Here is a 24,109-nt window from a genome sequence, read left to right as displayed (position 1 = left end):
GCTTAAAAGTCCGGTCCCTTGACGCGGCGCGTGATGATCGCGCGGTTGATGTTTTCGAGGGACGCCAGCGCATTTGCACGCTCGGTGGTGGCAGGCGCGGTGAAAGCCAGTTCCTGCTGCACGGTGTAGAATTTGGAGTGCAGAGCGGTTTCCGGCAGGTTGTCGAGTTCGGAAGCGACGATGAGGCGCATGGGCTGTCTCCCTTTTGCTTGAGGCCGCAACCACTACGGCCTTTCATGCCTCCCGATGACGCCAGCGGGATTGCCGGGTGCATCCGTAGGACCGCAACGGAGAGAAGGAGCCCTTGAGGGCTTGCACCCAGCAGGCAAAGCCGGTGGCAGGGTGCATGATGCAAAGGACGTATGGGGGCGGACACGCAGGGAGATTGCCCCGCGCCAGTTTCTGACTTGCCCCGAATCTCGATTCCGCCGGAGCATAACCGCCTGAATGCCATCCGTGCGGCTGGAAGCGCTTCACCCCCTAAGCATGTTCGCCGCCTGTGTGTAGCTGTACGCCTCGTAGAGCGTCCACAAACCGCCTGCGATAAACACGACGCCAATCAGGAAAATGAGCGTCATCACGCCGAGCGCGATGAGCGTCACGCCCATCAGATAGCCAACCGTCGTCGGGATGCTGTAAACGGCCCGCGTCTTGTCGTTGCGCAGCGCCAGCGCCTTGAACACGCCGTTCTTCTCGCGTCCGGCCAGTGTTACCTCATCGCCATCGCGGATGTCCGGCACATCGGCCAGTTTGATTTGTGCGGAGCGCTCGCCCACCCGAAACGCGATGACCTGTCCGGTTTTCACGGAGCCGCCATTACGGCCCACCGTGCCCCGCGTTTCAGTCGAATGGCGAATGCCGCTGACGGCTCCGCTTAGTGTGGTCAGTCCCATATCATCCCCTTACGGTTTTCATTCCTGCTACAGCTTCGGCGCTTGCGCCTGCGCATCCACCTTGCGCTGGGCCTCGGCCTTGAGGCCGTTCACCCATTGGCTGCTGCGTGTCTCCGCCGACCAGACCGCCCCGAGGTCGATGAGGGAGGCTTTGGCCGCGCGCACCGGCCCGCTCCAAATGTCATAGCTATAGGTGAGCACCTGCCCGCAGGCGGCGGGATCGCTGGCCAGCGTCAGGCCGAGCGATTGATACCGCCGTTCATTCTGGAATGTCGGGACAATCCGGTTGCGGGAGAGTTCGTGCCCGACATAGGGGCGGTTGCCCCGGCGGGTGAAGGCGCAGCGCGGCTTGCCTGCTTCTTCCCAGACAAGCTGGTGCGGCTCGGCAAAGGACGGCTGGCCGTATTTGGCGAGAAGGCCTGCGCGGAATTGCTGCTGCGTCGGCGGGTTTTGCGTATGCGCGAGATTAGGGCGCTCAATGGCGATGACGCGCGGCTCGGACGGCGGCGTCGCGAAATACACGATGAATAGTTCAAACCCGCCGCGCGCAGGCTGGACTTCCAGCCTGTCGAGAAATTCCGGCGTGGAGAGGTTCTCCGGCCTGCCTTCTCCGGCAGCGTAGTTATAGCGCGAGGTGGTCCGGATAATCCGCATGCTGGCATCAAAGGCCGTCAGCGCCGCGCGGGCTTCCGCTTCCGTCATGCCGATACGCACCCCCGCAATGCCCATCTTGGCCGCAGGCGTCGAGGCGGTTTGCGCGTAGGCGGGCGTAAGCGCGGCCAAAGCCACGCCGATGAAAGCGGAACAAAGCGCAGCCCTTCGCTGCATCGGGAATCTCCTGACGGGAATGGATGGAGCGCGGCAGCGGTCAGCCTGTCACGTCGCTGATATCGTTGGCGCGCCAGTCAGGCGGCATTGTCGATTGGGCGCAGTAGCGGGCGCTACGCTCCCAGCCGTGCTCGCTCTTGGCGGTGAAGGCCGTATCGCCCGTAATGGTGTAGATAGAGGTGCTGGTTTCCGGGGGCGCATTGTCCTGCAAATCCCCGCAGGCTTCTGTCACGCGGTAGGTGTTCGGCCCCGTTTGCTCGATTTTCTTGAACTCGCAGAAATCCCGCGCGCCGCCGATGCCCTCACGGCGCAGCAGCGTCGTGGTGGCGTTAGAGGCTTGGCCGCACGGCGTATCGCTCTCGACGTAATAGCCGCGCTTGAGCGGCAAGGCCGCGACGGTGGCCGCTTGCGCCTTGGCCGGAACGGCTTCCGGCGTAGCGGGCACGGCAGCTTGGTTTGCCGAGGCGGTACTGGTTTCGGCGGCAGTCATGCCCGCCGTGCCACCGGATACCGCTTCCGCTGCCCCCTCTGTGGCGGCGGTATTCTCTGCCGTCGCGGCGTTCTGGCCGCAGGCGGCAAGCCCTGCCGTCAGCAGCAGCGGCACAACGAGGGAACGGGCGTTCTTCATGATATCTCCGCGCGTGAAAATTCTTCCCGCTATGGTTAAGGTGGCGCGGAGGCCCGTTCGTCCCCTAAACAGGGGAGAAATCACGCAGTCTTGAGCAATGCTGCCGTGCGGCGTTGTTCATGCAGGGTTATTTGAAGAGCGGATAAGGTTAACTGTTATCACCGCATAAATACGGGGAGCGTTACGCGGCCATGCTGTCCCAAGAAGTTCTTGAACCTCGCCTCTCGGGATTGATTGCGCATCTATACGATGCAGCGGTGGACGATAGCCTTTGGGCGGGAACAGCTACGCGCATCGCGGAAACGCTCGGCTCGACCAGCACCGTTCTTAAACTGCACGGCGACAATGCCCGCGTGAATTTGCTGGAATGCACGGACAACCTCATGGTGTCGGAGCGGGAGCAGGCTTGGGCCGACGACTGGCACCGCAAGGATTTATGGGTGGAGCGCAGCGTAGCTTACGGCATGCAGCGTATCATCACCGATGAGGATTTAGTGCCCCCCGAGGAGCAGGCGCGCAGCGGCTTTTATCAGGAATGGCTCCGGCATCTGGATATTCATCATATGCTCGGGGCGGTATTCCCCGCAGCAGACGGAGCGATTGGCGTTCTCGGCATCCACAGGCCGCAGGGTGCGGGAGCCTATACCAACCACGAACGGAAGCAGGCGGCACTGGTGCTGCCGCACTTGCAGCGGGCACTGCGCCTTGGGCAGCGGTTCGCGGCGGTATCCCAATCCCATGCCGCCGCCTTACAGGCCCTCGACAGGCTGGATACGGGCGTACTGATGGTGGACGGCACGGGCCGCGTCATTCAGGCGAGCAGCATGGCGGAGCGGCTGCTGCGCGAGAATGCGGAGCTTGCGGTTATTCGCGGACGGCTGGCGCTGCGCCCGCCAGCCCTTCACGACAAGCTGCTGGCGCTGGTGCGCGGGGCGATGGACACGGCACGGGGCAAGATTGCTAAACTCGGTGCGGCGCTGTCCGTTCCGCGTCCGCATCGCATGCCGCTGGCGCTTGAGGTTGCGCCCTTGCGCCCCTCGGCTTGCGCCTTCGGCGAGCAGCGGCCTTGCGTGCTGGTATTCATCCGCGACCCCGAAGCGCCGATTGCCGTGGAGCGGTTGCGTGAACTCTTGGGTTTGACCCGCACAGAGGCAAGCGTTGCTGCCTTCCTTGGGCGGGGAGCCTCGCTAGAGAACATCGCCGCAAACATGAGCATCGGTCTCGCGACCGTGCGCAGCCATCTCAAGCGGATTCTGGCCAAGACGGGCACGCATCGGCAAGCGGAAGCGGTGGCCTTGCTGGCGCGTAGCGTTTCGACGGTTTCCAATCACTGACAGCATGGGCGCGTCCGGCGTTGCCGGATTGGGCTTTATGCCTTGCGGCACCGAGCCGCCACGCAGGCGCGTCTCGGCCATACGGTAACAATCCCGCGCGCGGATAACGTGCGGCCTTCGTCCGCATTCCTTCTTTCTTTGGGGGCGTGCCGCCCTTCACCGTCAAGACCAAGCCCCAAGTCAAGCCTTGGGTGCGGAAAACGGGAGCCGTGTAGTCGCTGCGCTCCGGCCCGCGCCATCCCCCGTTTTCCGGTCTGGACGGCTGAATCCCCGCTCATTGCCGCGTGGCTAGTCGGTTGCATGCGCAACCCATCAGCCAAGGAAGAAAAGGCAATGAAACAAGATGTTTATGAACGAGTAACCGCCCATATCGTGACCGCACTGGAAAATGGCGTCCGCCCGTGGTTTCAGCCGTGGAGCGCCGAGCATGCCGCAGGACGCATCACGCGCCCGCTGCGCGCAAACGGTCAGCCCTACCGTGGAATCAACGTCCTGATGCTATGGGGCGCAGCCTGCGAGCGCGGCTATAACGCGCCTATCTGGATGACCTACAAGCAGGCGCAGGAGCTTGGCGGCAACGTCCGCAAGGGTGAAAAGGGCAATCTTGTCGTTTACGCCAACACTATCACCAAGACCGAAACCGACGAGAGCGGGCAGGAATCCGAGCGCGATATTCCTTTTATGAAGGGATACACCGTGTTCAACGTGGAGCAGGTGGACGGATTGCCCGCGCATTTCTATGCGCTGGCCGAGCCTCCCGCCGATAGCGTGCAGCGCATCGAGCATGCGGAGGCGTTCTTTGCCGCCACCCGTGCGGATATTCGCCACGGCGGCAGCCGAGCATTTTTCAGCCCCGCACAAGACTTTGTGCAAATGCCGCCCTTTGAAGCCTTCCGCGAAGCCGAAGCCTATTACGCCACCCTTGCCCATGAAATGACCCACTGGACGAAAGGCGCGAACCGCTTGGAGCGAGATTTTGGCCGCAAGCGGTGGGGCGATGAAGGCTATGCGATGGAGGAACTTGTCGCAGAGCTTGGCGCGGCGTTCCTTTGCGCCGACCTCAGCCTGTCGCCGGAACCCCGTGACGAGCATGCCGCCTATATTGGCAACTGGCTCAAGGTGCTGAAGGAGGACAAGCGCGCCATCTTCAGCGCCGCCGCCCATGCGCAGCGCGCCGCCGATTATCTCCACAGCTTGCAGCCGCAACCCGACGAGGTGAAGGAAGCCGCCTGAATCGAAAACGCCGGAGGGGCGACCCTCCGGCATCTGGTGCAGCCGCCGTCATGGTGACGGCGGCTATTTCTTATCCCGCCCAACCCACCCCTGAGTAGGCGGCGCGACCTTTGGGCCGCGCCGGACAGAAGGCTTTCAGCCCTGATGATCCTCGAAGCCGCGTTCCCGCTTGCGCGGCACGTCCTTATGGCCGCTACACAGCCAGCAGGAGCAAGGGCGGCAATGCGTCGAGGCATTGCGCCCGACCGCGCGCGGCGAATGCGCAGGCGCATCGGAGAGACCGCGCGACCACAGCGTCATGACGCGGCGCGCCCGCGCCTTCATGCGCTGTTCGTCCTGTCTGCGTCTTGCTCGCATCGTCTTAACCTGCCGCTTCTAGCCCTAATATGGGCGCTGCGCGCCATAGCCGAGGGATGGCCCACAACAAGGCTCGAATCAACCCGAGACGGGGCTGCTTTGATGGGCGATGTTGGGGAGGGTAGAAGCGGATTTTGCGCGCGTGGCCGCGCGACGGTTCCGCAAATTTTTCTGCACAGTACCTACACAGGCAAAAACCGGCGGTTTTTGCTATTGTTTTTCAAAACTTTAGTGGAATCTGAAGATTTGGAGCGGGTGAAGGGAATCGAACCCTCGTCGTAAGCTTGGGAAGCTTCTGCTCTACCATTGAGCTACACCCGCGCGGGTTGCGCGATTGGCACAGCTGCGCGCGACGGTCAATCACCTCTGTCAGCGGGCCGATTCGCAGATGGTTTCCATCGCGACGAAGGTCGACGTGCTGGCGACGTGCGGCAGGCTCGATATTTTTTCGCCGAGCACGATGCGATAGCGACGGATGTCGGGGGTGCGGACCTTGAGCAGATAGTCGAAGCTGCTTGCGATCATGTGGCATTCCTCGACTTCGGGAATCTGCCGCACCGCGGCGTTGAACCGTTTCAGCGCCTCCTCGCGCGTGTCCGACAGCTTGACCTCGGTGAAGGCGACATGGTCGAGCCCGACCTTGGCGGGATCGACGATCGCGCGAAAGCCGGTGATCAGCCCGCTGTCGACGAGACGCTTCACCCGCTGCTGACACGGCGTTTTCGACAGGCCGACCCGCAGCGCAAGCTCGGTGAAGGTGATCCGCCCGTCGCGGCCCAGAATCGCCAGTATCTTGCGGTCAAAATCGTCCAGATCGACCGTATCACGGCTAATCTTCATCCTGTTCGACCATTCGAAGCCATAAAATTAGTCGATATGCACATATCAGCGGTCGAAACAAGTCGGATCGCCGCACGACGATATGCTAAGCCAGCGCCATGATTCACGACCCCGACCGCGCCGCAATCCGCGCCCTTGCCCGCCGCAGCGAAACCGATATCGTCGCCGAGTTGCGCGCCGCCCTTGCCACCTCGCCCGCCAGCGTCGCGACAGTGACGCAGCGCGGGCTGGAACTGATCCGCAAAGCGAAGGCCGAAGGCGAGCGCGAGACGCTCGTCGCGCAGTTGATGAACCGCTATCGCCTCTCGACCGAGGAAGGCGTCGTGCTGATGTGCCTGGCCGAGGCGCTGCTGCGCGTCCCCGACCATGCGACCGCAAACGCGCTGATCCGCGACAAGATCGCCGGACGCCACTGGGCGGAGGGCGACGATGCGGACAGCCCGCTGATCGTCGCGCTGTCGGCGCGCGGCCTGTCGCTCGGTTCGGCGACGCTGATGCTGGACGCGATGGGCAGCAAGGCCAACCCGCTGACGCTGCTCAAGGCGATGATCCGCCGTTCGGGCGAACCGGTGATCCGGCAGGCGGCGCTGGCGGCGATGAAGCTGCTCGGCCAGCAGTTCGTGATGGGCGAGACGATCGACGCGGCGGTCAAACGCGCCGACAAGCAAAAGGCCGAGTTGGCGAGTTTCGACATGCTGGGCGAAGCGGCGCGCACCGCCGCCGACGCGGCGCGCTATCATGAAAGCTATGCCGACGCGATTGCCCGCATCGGAAAGGACGCCAAACCGGGCGATCCGCACGCGAACCACGGCATTTCGATCAAGCTGTCGGCGCTTCATCCGCGATACGAATATCTGCAAGCTGCGCGCGTGCGCGAAGAACTGGTTCCGCGCGTCATCGAGCTTGCGAAAGCCGCGCGCGCGGCGAACATTCCGCTGATGATCGACGCCGAGGAAAGCGATCGGCTGGAACCGCATATGGATGTGTTCGCGGCGCTGATCGACGCGGGGATTGCCGACGGATGGGCCGGGCTGGGCATCGTCATTCAGGCCTATCAGAAACGCGCGCCCGCGGTGATCGACTGGCTCGCGAAGCGGGCGCGGACGCGCGGCGTCAAACTGTCGATGCGGCTGGTCAAGGGCGCCTATTGGGATACCGAGATCAAGCGTGCGCAGACGCTGGGCCTTGGCGATTTTCCGGTGTTCACCGCAAAGCTGCACACCGACCTCAACTATATGCGCTGCGCGCAACTGCTGCGCGGCCATCAGGATTGCATCTATCCGGCCTTTGCCAGTCATAATGCGATGACGCTGGCGTTCGTCACCGAACTGTTCGCGGGCGCCGATTACGAGTTGCAGCGGCTGCACGGCATGGGCGAGGGCGCGCATGACGCATTGGTCGCGCTCTTCCCGCCGCCGCGCCCGGTGCGTGTCTATGCGCCGGTGGGGACGCACCGCGACCTGCTGGCCTATCTCGTCCGTCGCCTGCTCGAAAATGGCGCGAACTCCAGCTTCGTCCACCAGTTTTCCGACCCCGACGTCAGCGCCGAAGCGCTGGCGGTCGATCCGCGCAGCGTCGCCAGCCCGGCGTCCTCGAACATCGCCACCGGGCTGGCGCTGTTCGACCCGGTACGGCGCAATTCGCGCGGTTACGATCTGGGCGATCCCGGCGTGCCCGAGGCGCTGGTCGCGGCGATCGGCGCCGCGCGGCGCAGCGACCGCATTGCCGCGCCGATCGTCGGCGGCGCAGCGCGAAACGGCCGGGCCGAACCCGTGCGCAACCCCGCGACGGGCGCCATCGTCGGGCAGGCGATCGAGGCCGATGCGGCGGCGGTCGCCGACGCGGTCGCGGCGGCGCGCGCGGCGCAAGGCAATTGGAGCCTTGCGGGCGGCGCTTTTCGCGCCGCGCGGCTCGAACGCGCCGCCGATTTGCTCGAAGAGCGCGACGCCGCCTTCCTCGGCCTTGCGATCGACGAAGCGGGCAAGACTTTGGCCGATGCGGTCGCCGAGGTGCGCGAAGCGGTCGATTTCCTCCGCTATTACGCGGCCCAGGCGCGTGCCGATTTCACCTATCCCGTCGCATTGCCCGGCCCGACGGGCGAGCGGAACGAGCTGATGCTCGAGGGCAAGGGCGTGTTCGTGTGCATCAGCCCGTGGAACTTCCCGCTCGCCATTTTTCTCGGCCAGGTGTCGGCGGCGCTTGCCGCGGGCAACGCCGTGCTCGCCAAGCCCGCCGAGCAGACGCCGCTGATCGCGCACGCCGCGGTCGAACTGCTGCTCGAAGCCGGTATCCCGGGCGATGTGCTGCATTATCTTCCCGGCCGTGGTGAAACGGTCGGCGCGGCGCTGACCGGCCATGCCGACATCAGCGGCGTCGCCTTCACCGGATCGACGGAGGTTGCCCGCGCGATCAACCGCAGCCTGGCCGGGCGCGACGGCCCGATCGCGACCCTGATCGCCGAGACGGGCGGCGCGAATGCGATGATCGTCGATTCGACGGCGCTTCCCGAACAGGTCGCGCGCGATGCGGTTGCCAGCGCCTTTCAGTCGGCGGGGCAGCGCTGCTCGGCGTTGCGTCTGCTCTGCGTGCAGGAAGATGTGGCCGATACGATGATCGACATGGTTGCAGGGGCGATGGCCGAGCTCAACGTCGGCGATCCGGCGATCCTTGCAACCGACGTGGGGCCGATCATCGACGCCGAGGCCCAGGCGAATATCGCCGCCTATGTCGCCGAAGCGCGCGCCGCGGGGCGCGTGATTGCCGAAGCCGGGCGGACGATTCTGCCCGCAGGCGGCCATTTCGTGCCGCCGGTGCTGATCCGGCTTGACCATGTCGCCGATTTGAAGCGCGAGATTTTCGGGCCGGTCCTGCATGTCGCAACGTGGAAGGGCGGCGAGCTCGACGCGCTGATCGACGCGATCAATGCGTCGGGTTACGGGCTGACGCTCGGCGTCCACACGCGCATTGACGGCGTCGCTGCCCACATTGCGGCGCGTGCGGCGGTCGGCAACGTCTATGTCAACCGCAACCAGATCGGCGCGATCGTCGGGTCGCAGCCCTTTGGCGGACGCGGCCTGTCGGGAACGGGGCCCAAGGCGGGCGGTCCGCATTATCTGCACCGTTTTGCGGAGGAAAAGACGATTTCGACCGACATCACCGCGGCGGGCGGCAATGCGGCGCTGATGGCGGGGTAAGGCGCGCATGGCCGCTCCTTCCGCATCCTCCCGGTCTGCGCCGGGGTGACGATGCGGGCAGGACAATCAGCCGCCCCGTCCTGCGGCCGGGAAACCGCGAGGCCTGATACAGAGTGGACGGCTGTCCCAGGCAATACGTCTTAAAGCGTCTCGCGGCACGGTGCCGCGGCGACCCTTTTTGGTTGCCCCCCGCAGCCGACCTATCATACGCCTTTGACGGCTTGACGCCAAGCCCGGCTATGCCCCTGGCACGCCGAGCAGCTGCGCCTGCGCCTTCAGCCGTCCCGCGGCGGCGGGATTGGCGGCGATGCCGTCCTTCAGCGCCTGCGCCGCCTTTGCGGTTTCGCCCAGCGTCATGCGGCTGCGCATCAGCATGATCCAGCGATCGACGTCGGCGGGATTGGCCTTGAGCTTGGCCTCAAGCCCATCGACCATGCCCTGGATCATCGCATCCTGCTGTCCCTTGGGGAGCCGCGACGCGGCTTCCATCTCGGCGCGGCTCGGCCCGGGGATCGCGCGCGCCGCGACAGGCATCTCGTCGGCGGTCAGCGGCCGCGCCTGCGTTGCCGCCAGCCGCGCCGCGACGTCGATCTTGTGGATCGCGCCGACCTGTTCGATCGTTCGGCGCAGATCCGCTTCCCACGGCGCGCCCTGCGGCGTGTCGGCAAGCAGCGCGAACCAGTCCTCGATCGCGCCCCTGTGATCGCCGCCAATGTCCTTTCTGACCGCAAGGAAATAGCGGGCGCGCGGATCTTTGGCGTCGAGCGCGATCGCCTTGTCGAAAGCCTTGGACGCCGCGGCGGGCATCGGGTCGCGCTCGCTCGCCATCACCCGCGCTTCGCCGAGCGCCGACCAGAGCCCGGCCGATTCGGGCGAGAGCGCCACGGCCTTTTCATAAGCGGCAGCGGCGCCTGCGAAATCGCCAAGGTCGAACCTGGCGCCGCCGAGCGCGGTCCAGGCGTCGGCGCTCTCCGGTTCGCGCTGCACGCGCGCCTCCAGCGCGGCGAGCTGGTCGCCCGGCGCCGCGCCCCCTTCGCTCGCCTGGTCGGCGGCGGGCGCCGAATCGCGCCATATCGCATAGCCGATCGCCGCGACGAGCAGCACAAAGGCGGCGATCAGGATCGCGCGATTGGTGGCGCTCAGCCTGGACGCTTTTCCGGTCGTCATACAGTTGGTCTCGCTCATTTTTGCTCCCGCGAAAAATGGCCGACGCACTGCGCGCCATATTGCCTTTGCCCGGCGATGGTGTAGCCTTCGACCCACGAGGTCGGTCAACGACAAAATCGTCAGGGGTCGCACCGGCTTTCCCAGTCAGCAGGGGAGGGGTGCATGGCAGTTTCGGATCACGTCGATTTTGCGACGTTCATGGAGGGCGTGCAACGGCGCAACCCGGGGCAGCCCGAATTCGTCCAGGCGGTGCAGGAAGTGTCCGAGGACATTTTCGACTTCATCGCCGACAAGGAAGAATATCACGCGCAACAGATATTGCGGCGAATCGCCGAGCCAGACCGCGTCGTGTCCTTCCGCGTCTGCTGGGAGGACGACAATGGCAATATCCGCGTCCAGCGCGGCTGGCGCGTCCAGAACAACAACGCGATCGGCCCCTATAAGGGCGGCATCCGTTTTCACCCCAGCGTCACCGAAAGCGTGCTGAAGTTCCTTGCGTTCGAGCAGACATTCAAGAATGCGCTGACCGGCCTGCCGATGGGCGGCGGCAAGGGCGGGTCGAACTTCAATCCCAAGGGCAAGAGCGTGCGCGAGATCATGCGCTTTTGCCAGAGCTTCATGACCGAGCTTTACCGTCATATCGGTGCCGACGTCGATGTTCCCGCGGGCGACATCGGGGTCGGCGGGCGCGAGATCGGCTTCATGTTCGGCCAGTATAAGCGCATCACCAACGAGTTCACGGGGGTGCTCACCGGCAAGGGGCTGGAATGGGGCGGATCGCTGATCCGCACCGAGGCGACGGGATATGGCGCGGTCTATTTCCTCGCCAACATGCTTGCGGTCAAGGGGCAGGATCTCGTCGGCAAGACGGCGGTGATCTCGGGTTCGGGCAATGTCGCCACGCACGCCGCCGAAAAGATCGTCCAACTGGGTGGCAAGGTGCTGACGCTGTCCGATTCGGGCGGTTTCATCCACGATCCCGACGGAATCACCCAGGACAAGATCGACTGGGTGAAGGCGCACAAGACGCATCGCCGCGGGCGGATCGAGGATTATTGCGACGAGTTCAAGTCCGCCACCTTCACCCCCGGCAAGACGCCGTGGGGCGTGCCGTGCGACGTGGCGCTGCCCTGCGCGACGCAGAATGAGCTGCTTGGCGAAGATGCCAAGAGGCTGGTCCAGAACGGCTGCATCGCGGTGAGCGAGGGCGCGAACATGCCGACCAACCTCGACGGCGTGCATGTCTTCAAGGATGCGAAGATCATGTTCGCGCCGGGCAAGGCCGCCAACGCCGGCGGCGTCGCGGTGTCGGGGCTGGAAATGAGCCAGAACAGCGCGCGCCGCGCCTGGAGCGAAGGCGAGCTGCAACAGATGCTGAAGGACATCATGGACGGCATCCACGCGCGCTGCCTGACCTATGGCGATCAGGGGGGTGGCTATATCGACTATGTAAAGGGCGCCAACATCGCGGGATTCAAGAAGGTTGCCGACGCGATGCTGGCTTTCGGGGTGGTGTAATTCGGTCCAGGGCGTAAAATGCCAGGTTGGGGGAAAAGGGGTATTGCGATGACGGCACACGCTGGGACGGAGCGCGGCGATCGGCCTTGGGCGGCATGGGCCGCCCATCATCCCACGCGCGCGGCATGGGCCGCCCATCTTCCCACGCGCGCGGCATGGGCCGCGCTTGTCGCCATGCTGTGCGCGCTGGCGGTCGCGGCTTTTGTCTTCGCTTCCCCCGCGCAGTCGCAGGGCGAAGGCGGCGCGCGCTACACCGGCGTTGCCTCGTGCGCGGGATCGACATGCCACGGCCGGATGGAGGGCGACGGCACCATCGTCCGCCAGGACGAGCTGATGACATGGCAGGAACCTTCGACCCCCGGCGGCGCACACAGCCGCGCCTGGGCGGTGCTCAACAATAATCGCAGCCAGTTCATCGCGCGCAATCTGGGGATCGGCGATCCCGCGAAGGCGCAAATGTGCCTTGGCTGTCACAGCACCGCGGGCACGTCGCGCGCGGTCCCGGCGGAAGATGGCGTTGGCTGCGAATCGTGCCATGGCCCCGCCGGCGGCTGGCTCGCGAGCCATTATGCCGGCGTCGGCACCAATGCCGATCCTGGCCGCGAAATGCGCGACAAGCATCTCGCCAACCTGTCGGCGGGACTGAAGAAGCTGGAGGATCCGGTGGTCCGCGCGGGCGTGTGCGTCGACTGCCACTTCGGTTCGGCCGCCGACGGGCAGTTCGTCACCCACCGCATCATGGCGGCGGGGCATCCGCGCATATCCTTCGAGCTCGATCTCTTCTCCGCGCTCCAGGCGCATCATCGGGAGGACGCCGATTATGGCTGGCGCAAGTTCGGCGCACCGAACCGGCACACCGACCATGTCCAGATGTGGGCGGTGGGACAGGCGGCCGCGATCGAACGCAGCCTGGCGCTGTTCCAGACGCGGCGCGGGACCGAAGGGATATTCCCCGAATTCTATTTCCTCGACTGCCACAGTTGCCATCGCCGCATCTTTGATCAGGCAAAACCGGTGCGCACCGGCCTCGACAATCCGGGCCGCAACCTTCCCGAAGGCATGCCGCCCTATAATGACGAAAATCTCATCATGCTCGCCGCCGCCGCGCGCATGGCGGCGCCTGCGCTCGCCGACCAGCTTGCGGCGCGCACCGCGGCTTTTCACAAGGCGATGGCGTCCGACCGGGCGAGCGCGGTCGCGGCGGCGGCCGAGCTGTCGCAGACCGTCGCGGCGCTGAAACGCGCATTTGCGTCGCGCAGCTTTTCGGGCGCCGACGCCTTCGCGATGGTCGACGCGATCGCGGCAAAGGCGATCCGCGAGCGCTATACCGACTATTCGGGGTCGCAGCAGGCGGTGATGGGGGTCGATACCTTGCTGAGCGCGATGGTGTCGTCGGGGCGCATCACCGTCGGCGCGGCGGCGGGCATCCGCAGCGACATCGACCGCGCCTATGCGGCGGTGAAGGACCCCAATGGCTACAAGCCCGCGGAGTTCCAGGCGTCGTTTGACAGCGCGGTGCGCGCAATCGGGGCGCTCAGATAAGGTCATGCGAAGCCGAAGCCATCTTTTCCGTTCGGGCGCTCTTGCCGCGATGGGCGCGCTGCTCCTGACCTCCTGCGGCGGCGGCGGCGGCGGCGGCGGCAGCAGCGGCACGCCTGCACCGTCGCCCACGCCGACCCCCCCGCCGACGGGAGGGCTTTACACCCCGCCCGCGGCCGAATCGCTCAGCGTGGGCGACGTGCAGACGATCCTCGCCAATGCGATTTCGGAAGCGCAGGCGCGCGGCCTGCCGTCGGTCATCGCCGTCACCGACCGCGTCGGCAATGTGCTGGCGGTGTTCCGCATGACCGGCGCACGCGCGACCGCGACGACCTCGGCGGCGCCCAATGGCGACAATATCGACGCGCAGAACGTCACCTTCCCCGCCGAGGGCGGCGCGATCGCCAAGGCGCTGACGGGCGCCTATCTCTCCAGCGGCGGCAATGCCTTTTCGACGCGCACCGCGAGCCAGATCGTCCAGGAACATTTCCCGCCCGCTCCGACCACCGTCGGGCTTGAAAGCGGTCCCCTCTTCGGCGTGCAGTTCAGCCAGTTGCCGTGCAGCGACCTGTCGGCGCGGTTCGGCGCCGCGGGCGCTGCGGCGCTGATCGGCCCCAAACGCTCGCCGCTCGGCCTTGCCGCCGACCCCGGCGGGCTGCCGCTTTACAAGAATGGCGTGCTTGTCGGCGGCATCGGGGTGATGGGCGACGGCGTTTACGGCAGCGACCCCAATATCCTCGACATTGACGACGATGACGAAGAGTTCATCGCGCTGGCGGGAACGCGCGGATTTCAGCCGCCGGAAACGATCGTCGCCGACAGGATCGCGGTCGACGGCACGACGCTCCGCTTTTCGGACGCGACCTTTGCCGGGGTGATGACAAATGGTGGTGCAAGCTTCGCCAGCCTCAATGGCAGCGCGGGCAATCTTGTCGCCGTCATCGGCTATGCCAATGCCGCGATCACGGCGGGGGTCGCCTATGGCAGCGAAGCGTCGGGCATCCGCGCATCGACCCCGGCCGAATTCTCGAACCGCGACGCCTTCATCCTGACCGACGGCAGCGGGACGAACCGCTATCCGATCCGCGCGGGCACCGACGGCGCCAGCGTCGCCGCGCCGCTGACCGCTGCCGAGGCGCGCGCACTGCTCGAGGAAGCCTTTGCCGTAATGAGCCGCGCGCGCGCGCAGATCCGCCGCCCGCTCGACAGCCGCGCGCAGGTGACGATCAGCCTCGTCGACACGCACGGCGCGGTGCTCGGCATCGTCCGCTCGCCCGACGCGCCGGTCTTTGGCACCGACGTCTCCTTGCAGAAGGCGCGCACCGCCGCCTTTTTCTCGGGTCCGCAAGCCGCCGCCGAGCTGTCGGCCAACGCCAGCGCCGACGTCGCCGCCTTTGTGCCCGCGGTCCGCGCCTTTCTGGGCGATCCCGCCGCGCTCACCGGCACGACCGCCTTCGCCGACCGCTCGGTCGGCAATCTGGCGCGCCCCTATTTCCCCGATGGCGAGGTCGGCCGCCCGCGCGGCCCGCTGTCGCGCCCGATCGCACAGTTCAACCCCTTTTCGACCGGGCTGCAATCGGCGCTGGTCATCGGCAATCTTGGCGCGCACCTCGGCTTCGTGTCGGGGGCAAGCCCGACCGACACGCCGCAGCGCTGCACCACCCTGCCCGATGCCGCGCCGGGGCGGAACCGGCTCCAGAACGGCATCCAGATCTTTCCCGGATCGGTCCCCATCTATCGCGGCAACACGCTCGTCGGCGCGATCGGCGTGTCCGGCGACGGCATCGACCAGGACGATATGATCAGCTTTCTGGGCACGCACAATGGCGGCGCGCGCGTCGGTGGCATCGGCAATGCCCCCAAAGCGATCCGCGCCGACAATGTCGTCGTGACGCTCGCCGACAACCGCACGGTGCGCCTGCGCTATATCAGCTGCCCCTTCGCGCCCTTCCTCGATACGGCGCAGCAAAATGTCTGTGACGGGCTATAGGCGATGATGACGGGAGGCAGCCTTTGGCCGATCATCGCGACACTCGCGGCGCAGGGGGCGCCGGGGGTCGATGCGCCGCCGCCATCGCCCGCACCGGCCGAACCGCCGGTCGATTCCGCGCCCGCCGCACCGGCCGCCGAAGAGCTCACCCCGCCCCCGCCACCGGTCGACTGGCAGGAAATGGTGCCCGACGATCTTGTCACGGAAATGATCGAGGGGCGCCGCCGCCCCGGCTATCGCCCCGACCTGCCCGACGCGCTCAGCCAGAATAATGAGGGCGCGCTGCGCCCGCCGCCGCCGCAGGCTTTTCCGGGGATCGAGGACCAGTTGCCCGTCCCCGACCGCTGGCGCCTTATCGAGACGTTGGGCGTGGTGAAGGAACGCTGGTTCGACCCCTATCACCAGAACACGCTGAAGGGCGACCGCGCGATCGACCCGGACAAGGTCAAATGGCTGCCGATCAAGGGCGACGACTGGTTCTTCGTCGCCAATGCGGTGTCCGACACGGTGTTCGAACCGCGCACCTTTCCAATCCCCGTCGGCGTCCAGACGACCGAGCGGCCGGGCAGCCTCGACGTGTTCGGCAAGGATCGCAGCTTTGTCTTTGCACAGACCTTCATTGGCGGCGTCGCGCTGATCAAGGGATCGACCGCGTTCAAGCCGCCCGATGTCGAATATCGACTGACGCTCGCCTGGCAGGCCAATTATGTCGACGTGCCCGAACGGCGCGTGCTTGACGTGCGCCCGTCGAAGGCGAGCCATCGGTACGACAGCTTCCTCGGCGTGCAGGAACTCTTCGTCGACAAACATCTCGGCAACACGTCCGACCGCTACGATTTTTATTCGGTGCGGCTCGGCATCCAGCCATTCCAGAGCGATTTTCGCGGTTTCCTGTTCAATGACAGCCAGCTTGGGCTGCGCTTTTTCGGCAATCGCGACAACAACCGCTTCCAGTATAATTTCGCGGCCTTCTGGCGGCTCGAAAAGGACACCAATTCGGGGCTCAACGACATCACCCAGACGCCGCGCGACGATTTTGTCCTGACGGCGAACCTTTATCGCCAGGATTTCCCGGTCGTCGGACTGACCAGCCAGGTCAGCGTGACCTATAATATGAATCGCGAAAAGAATGACGTGCAGATCGACCACAACGGCTTTCCGGTGCGCCCGGCGCTGATCGGCGATCTGCGCGGGCGCGAATATGACGTCGTTTACCTTGGCTACAGTGCCGACGGGCGCATCGGGCGGATCAACCTGACCGCAAGCTTCTATGCCGCGCTGGGCGAGGACCGGAACAGCTTTTTCACCAGCCAGCCCGCAGAGATTCGCGCGGGCTTCGGCGCGGTCGAACTCAGCTATGATGTGGACTGGATGCGCTTTCGCCTGTCGGGGCTGTATGCGACCGGCGACGGCGACCCCTATAACAAGACCGAGGGCGGATTCGACGCAATCTTTGAAAATCCGATCTTCGGCGGCGCCGACACGAGCTATTGGATCCGCCAGACGATCCCCTTCGCGGGCGGCGGGCGCGTGATTTCGATCAACGGCCGCAACGGCATTTTGAACTCGCTGCGTTCGTCGAAGGAAGAGGGGCAGTCGAACTTCAACAATCCGGGCACCGTCTTTATCGGCGTGGGCGCCGATTTCGACCTGTCGCCGCAGACGCGCGTCAGCGTCAACGCCAACCATCTGTGGTTCGAGAACACATCCTCGCTTGAGGCGCTGCGCGTCGAGGGTTCGATCCCCAGGGACATCGGCTTCGACCTGTCGGTCGCGGGAATCTGGCGGCCGAAAGCGACACAGAATATCGTCGGGCGCCTCAGCGCCGCGGTGCTGCTCCCCGGCGACGGCTTCAAGGATCTGTTCGACAACAAGCAGAAGAACGACGCCTATGTGTCGATCCTCGCCAATGTGATTTTGAGTTTCTGAGATGATGATGCGCAAAATCTTCGCACTGCTGGCCTTTGTGACGCTGTGCGCCGCCTTTGGCGCGAGCGTCGGCCGCGCGGCAGAGGAGGAAAAGCCGCTCAAGATCAGCTATCGTTTCACCCCGCCCGCCCCGCGCGAGCAGAGCGACGCCGACGTCGCGGCGAAATCGGCCGGCTGTTACAGCTGCCACACGCAGACCGACCAGCCGTCGATGCACGCGACCCCGGCGGTCAAGCTTGGCTGCACCGACTGTCACGGCGGCGATTCGACGTCGCCTGCCGCGTTCGGCAAGCCCGAACTGGGATATAAAAACCCCTACAATATCGCGGCGATGAAGGTCGCGCATCCGCAACCGACGCTGCCCGGCGCGTGGCACGACAGCTCGGCGAACCCGGTGCGCAGCTATACCTTGCTCAACAAGGAAGCGCCCGAATTCATCCGCTTCGTCAACCCCAGCGACTATCGCGTCGCGCGCGAGGCGTGCGGCGCGTGCCATATGGAGGTGATCGAGGCGACCGAGCGGTCGCTGATGTCCACCGGCGCGATGCTGTGGGGCGGCGCCGCCTATAACAATGGCATCATCCCCTATAAGAACTATATCTTCGGCGAAGCCTATACGCGCGGCGGCGATCCCGCGTGCATCCTTTCGCCCTCGTCAAAGCTGACGGCCGGGGAATATGCCGAGGCGTGCAAGCCCGCCTTCCCCTCGGACAAGATCTTGACCGATGCGGAGAGGAGGCGCGGCGCGCTCGCGCGCATGTATCCGCTGCCACGCTGGAGCGTGATCCCGCCGGGCGACGTCTTCCGCGTGTTCGAGCGCGGCGGGCGCAACATCAACACGCAATTTCCCGAAATCGGCCTGCCCAACCCGACGGGGCAGATCCAGCGGCTGGAGGAGCCGGGGCGCCCCGACCTCAAGCAATCGAACCGCGGCCCCGGCACCGGGCTGCGCGTCGCGATCCCCGTGCTCAACATTCACAAGACGCGTCTCAACGACCCCTTCATGTGGTTCATGGGCACCAACGACCAGCCGGGCGACTATCGCCATTCGGGCTGCGCCGGCTGCCACGTCATCTATGCCAATGATCGCGAACCGCGGCACAGCCTGACCTATGCCCGGTTCGGGCGCGACGGCGAGACGGCGACGATCGACCCGACGATCGCCGCAAAAAAATGGAAGGGCGGGCATGACGGCGAGGCGCAGGGGGCACCCGCCGATGGACATCATGCAGGCGGCGGGCACGGCGCCCTGATCGATCCCGCCGATCCCGATCTCCCCGCCCGTCCCGGCCAGAAACCGCGCCGTGAATCGGGCCACCCGATCAGCCACGCCTTCACCCGCGCGATCCCGACCGCACAGTGCATGACGTGCCACATGCACCAGCCCAATATCTTCCTCAACTCCTACCTCGGCTACACGATGTGGGATTATGAATCGGACGCGCCGCAGCTGTGGCCCGGCCCCGAAAACAGCGCGCCGCGCCCGCCGGGGATGAGCGACGCCGAATATCAGGCGAAATACAAGCAACAGCGTTATCCGACCGCCGCCGAAGTGCATCAGGTGCTCGAACGCAATCCCGAAGGCGCGGCGCCGCGCGGGCTGTGGGCTGATGTCGAGTTTCTGCGCAACGTCTATGACGTCAACGACAGCAACAAGGACACGCAGTTCGCCGACTATCACGGTCACGGCTGGAACTTTCGCGGCATCTTCAAACGCGACCGGAACGGCAATCTGCTGACCGCCGACGGCAATATGGCGACCTGGGGCACCGACACGGCAAATATCGTCGATCCCGCCGACCCGGAAAAATGGCGCAAGAGCTGCGCGCATTACAGCGATGCGAAAGAGCGCGACCTCTGCCTGCTGAGCGCCGATCCGGGGCGCCCCGGGGTCGAGGGCAAGTTCGTTCCGCCGGGCATCAACCCCGGCAAATCGGTGCATATGATGGACATTCACGCCGAAAAGGGGATGCAATGTGCCGATTGCCACTTCGCGCAGGACGCGCATGGCAATGGCTATATTCAGGGCGAAGTGGCGAACGCGGTCGAGATCAGTTGCAAGGATTGCCACGGCACCGCCGACGCGTTGCCCAACCTGCTCACCTCCAACGTCGCGGCGCGGCCGCAAGGCACGAATCTGGCGCTGCTCCGTAACCCTGACGGGCGCCGCCGTTTCGAGTTCCAATATAACGACGATGCCGAAGTCATCGGCCTGATCCAGCGCTCGATCGTCGATCCGGGGCTTGAATGGCAGGTCAGCCTGGTCAAGCAGGCGGTGACGCCGGGGCCGCATTTCAACGCCAAGGCCGCCCGCGCCAAGCTGATGGCGCGATCGGGCAGCGACGACGGCAAATATGAATGGGGGCCGGGCGTCGCCAGGGAAGACCGGGCGCACGGCGACGACAAGATGACCTGTTTCACCTGTCACCTGTCGTGGACGACAAGCTGCGGCGGCTGCCATTTGCCGATCGAGGCGAACTGGAAAACCAGGATGCACCATTTCGAGGGTGAGGAGACGCGCAATTTCGCGACCTACAACCCGCAGGTGGCGCGCGACGAGATGTTCCAGCTCGGCCGTCACCAGCTCACCAAGCCCGGCGAGCCCGGCCCGAACGGCGAGGTGCGCGGCATCATCGCCCCCGTCCGCTCGACCTCGGCGCTGATCCTTTCGTCAACCAACATCAACCGCGAGCGCATCTATGTGCAGCAGCCGCCGATCTCGTCGGCGGGCTATTCGAGCCAGGCCTTTGCCCCGCATTTCCCGCACACGGTGCGGCGGCAGGAAACCAAGCAGTGCAGCGACTGCCATCTGTCCGCCGCCGACGACAATAATGCGATCATGGCGCAGCTGCTTCTGCTCGGCACCAATTTCGTCAATTTCGTCGGACTGAATGTCTGGTCAGGGATGGAGGACGGGTTCCAGGCAACGCGCGTGACCGAATGGGACGAGCCACAGGCGGTGATCGGCTCCTACCTCCACCGCTACGCCTATCCCGATTATTGGAAGCTCCACGTCGACCAGAATGGCAGGGAGCTGAAAAACTGGGTCCGCGGCAAGATTTTCGACGCCAGGGGATCGGGCGAAACGCAGGCGCTTGAAGAGTTTGCGAACATCGTTCAGGACACGAGCGGCCGCGTCAACTGCCTGCAACAGCGCGGCGAATATATGTTCGTTGCAGAGGGCAGGGGCGGCTTCCGCGTCTATGACGTCGCCTCGATCGGCAACAAGGGCTTTTCCGAACGCATCGTCCGCGCCCCCTTTTCGCCGCTCGGCCACGACACGCATGTGAAGACGAGGAATGCGACCTGCATGGCGCTTGCGACCACCCAGCCGATCAGCGTCAGTCGCAACGAGAATATCGTCAAGCATTTCCCGGAAAATCACGAACAGGTGATGCACGACATCTATCGCTACGCCGTCATCACCGACAGCGTCGAGGGGTTGGTGCTCGTCGATGTCGACACGCTGGCCGACGGCGAGTTCCGCAACAACAAGCTTCGCCGGGCGCTGACCTGGAACGAGGGCAATGTGCTGGCCGGCGCGCGGCACGTCACGCTGGCGGGCAGCTATGCCTATATCACCACCGATGCGGGCCTCGTCGTGCTCGACCTTTCGACGCCGCTCCAGCCAAAGGTTACCGCGCAAGTGCCGCTGACCGATGCCCGCGCGAGCGCGGTGCAGTTCCGCTACCTCTGGGTCACCGATGCCGAGGGGGTCAAGCTGTTCGACGTCACGAACATGGCGCAGCCGGTGGCGGTGCCGTCGGGCACGGTGCGGCTCGCCAATGCGCGCAAGCTCTATGTGGCGCGCACCTACCTCTATGTCGCGGCAAAGGCCGACGGCCTGGTCATCGTCGATGTGACGCGCCCCGCAGCGCCGCTCGTCTGGCCGGCGCTGACCTTTGACGGCGCGATGCAGGATGCCGAGGATGTGATCGTCGCATCGACCAACGCCTCGCTCTTCGCCTATGTCGCCGACGGGCGCGCCGGCATCAAGGTGATCCAGCTCACCAGCCCGAACAATCCCGGCCTCTATGGCTTCTCCCCCAAACCGACGCCCGAACTTATCGCCTGGGCCAAAACGCCTTCGCCCGCCCTGGCGTTGTCAAAGGGACTCGATCGCGACCGGGCGGTCGACGAAACGGGCGGACAGATGGCGGTGTTCGGCCGCCTGGGCTCGCGTCCCTTCACCCGGCCCGAGATGGAGAAGCTGTTCCTGAACAGCAAGGGGATGGTCTACAAGGTTCGCGACGAGGTCGACGAGAATGCGTGGCGGCCGCCGCTGCTCTACACCAATTGAAGGTGCTGGTCCCGACGCGACCGGGTGCGGACATGACAGCATAAAAATCGGTTCGCATCAGGCGGAGTCGAGATGCGCCTCGGCGCGGCGCGGGGTCGATGGGTATGTCGGCTGCGCTCGATGCGAACGGAATGAAGGGGGGGGCGGACCCACCCCAAATCCGTCGCCGCTGTTCCGCCTATAACCGCTCGGCCTGCACCACGCTGTCCGACGCGCGCAGCGCCGACAATATGCGCATCACATGCTGGACGTCGCGCACCTCGACGACGACGTCATAGGTGTGGAATCCGCCCTCGCGGTTCGACAGGCGCAAATTGGTGATATTCGCCATATTGGCGGCAAGAATGCCCGACATTTCGGCCAGCGTGCCGGGTTCGTTCAGAATGACGATGCACAGCCGTGCGTTGCCCCCCTCGCTGTCCTCCTGCCACCTGAGGTCGATCCAGTCGGCATCGACGCCGTCGGCCAGGCTGGGACAGTCGATGACATGCACCTCGATCCCCTCGCCGGGGCGTGCCAGGCCGACGATGCGATCGCCGGGCACCGGATGGCAGCAATCGGCGAGCTGATAGGCGACGCCCGGCGTCAGCCCCGCGATCGACACCGCCGCGCCCTGGACCAGCTTGCCGGGTTTGGTCTTCATCTCGGCGGTGATGCCGGGGACGAGCGCCTCGAGCACCGCGTCGTCGGTCAGCCGTTGCTTGGCGATCGCGATATAAAGCGCGCTGTCGTCTTCGAGTTTCAGCCGCGTCAGCGCGGCGGCGCGCGCCTTGTCGCCAACCTTGTTGGGCAGGCGGCGGGCGATCTCGTCGTACATCTTGCGGCCCAGGGCGGCGAGTTCGACCTTCTCTTTCGAGCGGACGTGGCGGCGGATCGCCGCGCGCGCCTTGCCGGTCACGGCAAAGCCCAGCCACGCTGGCTGCGGCGTCTGCTTGTCCGACGACAGGATTTCGACCGTATCGCCATTGGCAAGCTGCGTGCGCAGCGGGACGAGCCGCCCGTTGACCTTGGCGCCGACGGTCCGGTCGCCGAGCCCGGTGTGGACGGCATAAGCGAAATCGACCGGCGTTGCGCCCTTGGGCAGCTGGTGCAGACTGCCCTTCGGGGTGAACGCAAAGATGCGATCCTGATACATCGCGATGCGCGTGTTTTCGAGCAGTTCGTCGGGATCGTGGGTCTGTTCGAGGATTTCGATGAGGTCGCGGATCCACCCCGCCTGCCCGTCGGGGCCGCTGCCGCCCTGTTTATACGCCCAGTGCGCGGCCAGCCCGAACTCGGATTCCTTATGCATCCCGACGCTGCGGATCTGGATTTCGATGCGCATATTCTGCTGGTGCATGATCGTCGTGTGCAGCGACTTGTATCCGTTGCGCTTGGGGGTCGAGATATAGTCCTTGAACCGGCCGGGCACCATTTTCCACTTGCGGTGGATCAGCCCCAGCGCGGCGTAACAGTCGGCGTCGGTCGGGGTGATGACGCGGAAAGCGATGATGTCGGTCACCTGCTCGAAGCTGACGTGGCGTTCCTGCATCTTGCGCCAGATCGAATAGGGATGCTTCTCGCGCCCCGACACCTCGGCCTCGATCCCCGCGGCCGACAGCAGCTCCCTGAACTCGCGGCTGATCGCCGCGACCTTGTCCTTGCCCCCCGCGGTCAGCTTGGCAAGGCGGCCGGTGATCGTCGCATAGGCTTCGGGTTCGAGCTCGCGGAACGCGAGCAGCTGCATCTCGCGCATATATTCATACATGCCGATCCGCTCGGCGAGCGGGGCATAGATGTCCATCGTCTCCCTGGCGATGCGCCGACGCTTGTCGGGATTCTCGATGAAATGCAGCGTGCGCATATTGTGCAGCCGGTCGGCGAGCTTGACGAGCAGAACGCGGATGTCGTCCGACATGGCGAGCAGGAACTTGCGCAGATTTTCCGCGGCGCGCTCATTCTCGGTCTGCGCCTCGATCTTGCTCAATTTGGTGACGCCGTCGACCAGCCGCCCGACGTCGGGACCAAACAGCCGCTCGATCTCCTCTGGCGTCGTCAGCGTATCCTCCAGCGTGTCGTGGAGCAATGCAGTGACGATCGTTTCGCTGTCGAGATGCAGGTCGGTCAGGATTCCCGCAACCTCGACCGGATGGCTGAAATAGGGGTCGCCTGACGCGCGCTTCTGGCTGCCGTGCTTCTGCACCGTGAAGACATAGGCGCGGTTGAGCAGCGCCTCGTCGACGTCGGGATCATAAGCGCGCACGCGCTCGACAAGTTCATATTGCCTCAGCATCCTCCTCAATGTCGCCCTTGGCGCGCATATTGCAATGCGAAACTTGCGTGCGTCAGGCCGAAGACGTTAGCAACTTTGGTAAAGCGC

General features: G+C 65.1%; 15 protein-coding genes and 1 tRNA gene. 8 read left to right on the top strand and 8 right to left on the bottom strand.

What is annotated here, in order from left to right; genetic code table 11:
- Positions 1-2 precede the first annotated feature (2 nt).
- The 4 genes from HUW43_RS14165 to HUW43_RS14150 all read right to left on the bottom strand — a co-directional run bounded on the left by HUW43_RS14165 (position 3) and on the right by HUW43_RS14150 (position 2,349).
- The gene (locus HUW43_RS14165) at positions 3-191 is read right to left on the bottom strand and encodes a hypothetical protein (protein WP_188238006.1); all 189 of its coding nucleotides are present in this window, start codon (positions 189-191) and stop codon (positions 3-5) included.
- 282 nt (positions 192-473) lie between these two features.
- Positions 474-893: a hypothetical protein gene (locus HUW43_RS14160; protein ID WP_188238005.1), complete on the bottom strand. Its 420-nt coding sequence runs from the start codon at positions 891-893 to the stop codon at positions 474-476.
- Between the two features lie 27 nt (positions 894-920).
- Positions 921-1,721, bottom strand: coding sequence for a hypothetical protein (locus tag HUW43_RS14155; protein ID WP_188238004.1), 801 nt, complete (start codon positions 1,719-1,721; stop codon positions 921-923).
- Positions 1,722-1,761: 40 nt separating this feature from the next.
- The gene (locus HUW43_RS14150) at positions 1,762-2,349 is read right to left on the bottom strand and encodes a hypothetical protein (RefSeq protein ID WP_188238003.1); all 588 of its coding nucleotides are present in this window, start codon (positions 2,347-2,349) and stop codon (positions 1,762-1,764) included.
- Between the two features lie 191 nt (positions 2,350-2,540).
- Between HUW43_RS14150 and HUW43_RS14145 the strand changes: the two genes are divergently transcribed.
- A complete protein-coding gene (locus HUW43_RS14145) occupies positions 2,541-3,683 on the top strand; it encodes a helix-turn-helix transcriptional regulator (RefSeq protein ID WP_188238002.1) in 1,143 nt (380 codons plus the stop codon).
- A 300-nt stretch (positions 3,684-3,983) separates the two neighbouring features.
- Positions 3,984-4,916 carry an ArdC family protein gene (locus HUW43_RS14140; protein WP_223181549.1) on the top strand — a complete coding sequence of 311 codons (933 nt, stop codon included), beginning with the start codon at positions 3,984-3,986 and terminating at the stop codon, positions 4,914-4,916.
- Between the two features lie 604 nt (positions 4,917-5,520).
- Here the strand turns inward: HUW43_RS14140 and HUW43_RS14135 are convergent.
- Both HUW43_RS14135 and HUW43_RS14130 read right to left on the bottom strand, forming a co-directional pair.
- Positions 5,521-5,594, bottom strand: a tRNA-Gly gene (locus tag HUW43_RS14135).
- 48 nt (positions 5,595-5,642) lie between these two features.
- Positions 5,643-6,113, bottom strand: a complete 471-nt coding sequence (locus HUW43_RS14130; RefSeq protein WP_188238001.1) for an Lrp/AsnC family transcriptional regulator — start codon at positions 6,111-6,113, stop codon at positions 5,643-5,645.
- Between the two features lie 98 nt (positions 6,114-6,211).
- On the opposite strand from HUW43_RS14130, the gene putA reads away from it, so the two are divergent.
- Entirely contained in the window at positions 6,212-9,307 is a 3,096-nt protein-coding gene (gene putA, locus HUW43_RS14125; protein ID WP_188238000.1) for a bifunctional proline dehydrogenase/L-glutamate gamma-semialdehyde dehydrogenase PutA, read from the top strand.
- Between the two features lie 237 nt (positions 9,308-9,544).
- Here putA and HUW43_RS14120 read toward each other — a convergent pair whose 3' ends face one another.
- Positions 9,545-10,492 (bottom strand): tetratricopeptide repeat protein, encoded by a 948-nt coding sequence (locus tag HUW43_RS14120; RefSeq protein ID WP_188237999.1) that lies wholly within the window; start codon positions 10,490-10,492, stop codon positions 9,545-9,547.
- A 144-nt stretch (positions 10,493-10,636) separates the two neighbouring features.
- On the opposite strand from HUW43_RS14120, the gene gdhA reads away from it, so the two are divergent.
- The 5 genes from gdhA to HUW43_RS14095 are packed head-to-tail and all read left to right on the top strand — an operon-like array spanning position 10,637 to position 21,750.
- Positions 10,637-11,992, top strand: a complete 1,356-nt coding sequence (gene gdhA, locus HUW43_RS14115; RefSeq protein WP_188237998.1) for an NADP-specific glutamate dehydrogenase — start codon at positions 10,637-10,639, stop codon at positions 11,990-11,992.
- A 48-nt stretch (positions 11,993-12,040) separates the two neighbouring features.
- Entirely contained in the window at positions 12,041-13,534 is a 1,494-nt protein-coding gene (locus tag HUW43_RS14110; protein ID WP_188237997.1) for a multiheme c-type cytochrome, read from the top strand.
- Positions 13,535-13,538: 4 nt separating this feature from the next.
- On the top strand, positions 13,539-15,521 hold the full coding sequence (locus HUW43_RS14105) for a heme-binding protein (protein ID WP_188237996.1): 1,983 nt from the start codon (positions 13,539-13,541) through the stop codon (positions 15,519-15,521).
- Between the two features lie 3 nt (positions 15,522-15,524).
- Complete coding sequence (locus tag HUW43_RS14100; RefSeq protein ID WP_188237995.1) at positions 15,525-17,450, top strand: hypothetical protein; 1,926 nt, start codon at positions 15,525-15,527, stop codon at positions 17,448-17,450.
- Between the two features lie 7 nt (positions 17,451-17,457).
- Entirely contained in the window at positions 17,458-21,750 is a 4,293-nt protein-coding gene (locus HUW43_RS14095; protein ID WP_411157950.1) for a hypothetical protein, read from the top strand.
- A 178-nt stretch (positions 21,751-21,928) separates the two neighbouring features.
- On the opposite strand, the gene HUW43_RS14090 is transcribed toward HUW43_RS14095, so the two are convergent.
- Complete coding sequence (locus HUW43_RS14090) at positions 21,929-24,022, bottom strand: RelA/SpoT family protein (protein WP_188237993.1); 2,094 nt, start codon at positions 24,020-24,022, stop codon at positions 21,929-21,931.
- Positions 24,023-24,109: the final 87 nt, after the last annotated feature.

It is taken from the genome of Sphingopyxis sp. LK2115, assembly GCF_014595975.1.
Classification (GTDB): Bacteria; Pseudomonadota; Alphaproteobacteria; order Sphingomonadales; family Sphingomonadaceae; genus Sphingopyxis.
This window is presented reverse-complemented; position numbering and strand designations above follow the sequence as displayed.

What these genes read in the sequence shown, in the direction of transcription:
- HUW43_RS14165 (WP_188238006.1), bottom strand. Translation starts at nt 191, where the DNA reads ATGCGCCTCATCGTCGCTTCCGAACTCGACAACCTGCCGGAAACCGCT.
- HUW43_RS14160 (WP_188238005.1), bottom strand. Translation starts at nt 893, where the DNA reads ATGGGACTGACCACACTAAGCGGAGCCGTCAGCGGCATTCGCCATTCG.
- HUW43_RS14155 (WP_188238004.1), bottom strand. Translation starts at nt 1,721, where the DNA reads ATGCAGCGAAGGGCTGCGCTTTGTTCCGCTTTCATCGGCGTGGCTTTG.
- HUW43_RS14150 (WP_188238003.1), bottom strand. Translation starts at nt 2,349, where the DNA reads ATGAAGAACGCCCGTTCCCTCGTTGTGCCGCTGCTGCTGACGGCAGGG.
- HUW43_RS14145 (WP_188238002.1), top strand. Translation starts at nt 2,541, where the DNA reads ATGCTGTCCCAAGAAGTTCTTGAACCTCGCCTCTCGGGATTGATTGCG.
- HUW43_RS14140 (WP_223181549.1), top strand. Translation starts at nt 3,984, where the DNA reads ATGCGCAACCCATCAGCCAAGGAAGAAAAGGCAATGAAACAAGATGTT.
- HUW43_RS14130 (WP_188238001.1), bottom strand. Translation starts at nt 6,113, where the DNA reads ATGAAGATTAGCCGTGATACGGTCGATCTGGACGATTTTGACCGCAAG.
- putA (WP_188238000.1), top strand. Translation starts at nt 6,212, where the DNA reads ATGATTCACGACCCCGACCGCGCCGCAATCCGCGCCCTTGCCCGCCGC.
- HUW43_RS14120 (WP_188237999.1), bottom strand. Translation starts at nt 10,492, where the DNA reads ATGAGCGAGACCAACTGTATGACGACCGGAAAAGCGTCCAGGCTGAGC.
- gdhA (WP_188237998.1), top strand. Translation starts at nt 10,637, where the DNA reads ATGGCAGTTTCGGATCACGTCGATTTTGCGACGTTCATGGAGGGCGTG.
- HUW43_RS14110 (WP_188237997.1), top strand. Translation starts at nt 12,041, where the DNA reads ATGACGGCACACGCTGGGACGGAGCGCGGCGATCGGCCTTGGGCGGCA.
- HUW43_RS14105 (WP_188237996.1), top strand. Translation starts at nt 13,539, where the DNA reads ATGCGAAGCCGAAGCCATCTTTTCCGTTCGGGCGCTCTTGCCGCGATG.
- HUW43_RS14100 (WP_188237995.1), top strand. Translation starts at nt 15,525, where the DNA reads ATGATGACGGGAGGCAGCCTTTGGCCGATCATCGCGACACTCGCGGCG.
- HUW43_RS14095 (WP_411157950.1), top strand. Translation starts at nt 17,458, where the DNA reads ATGCGCAAAATCTTCGCACTGCTGGCCTTTGTGACGCTGTGCGCCGCC.
- HUW43_RS14090 (WP_188237993.1), bottom strand. Translation starts at nt 24,022, where the DNA reads ATGCTGAGGCAATATGAACTTGTCGAGCGCGTGCGCGCTTATGATCCC.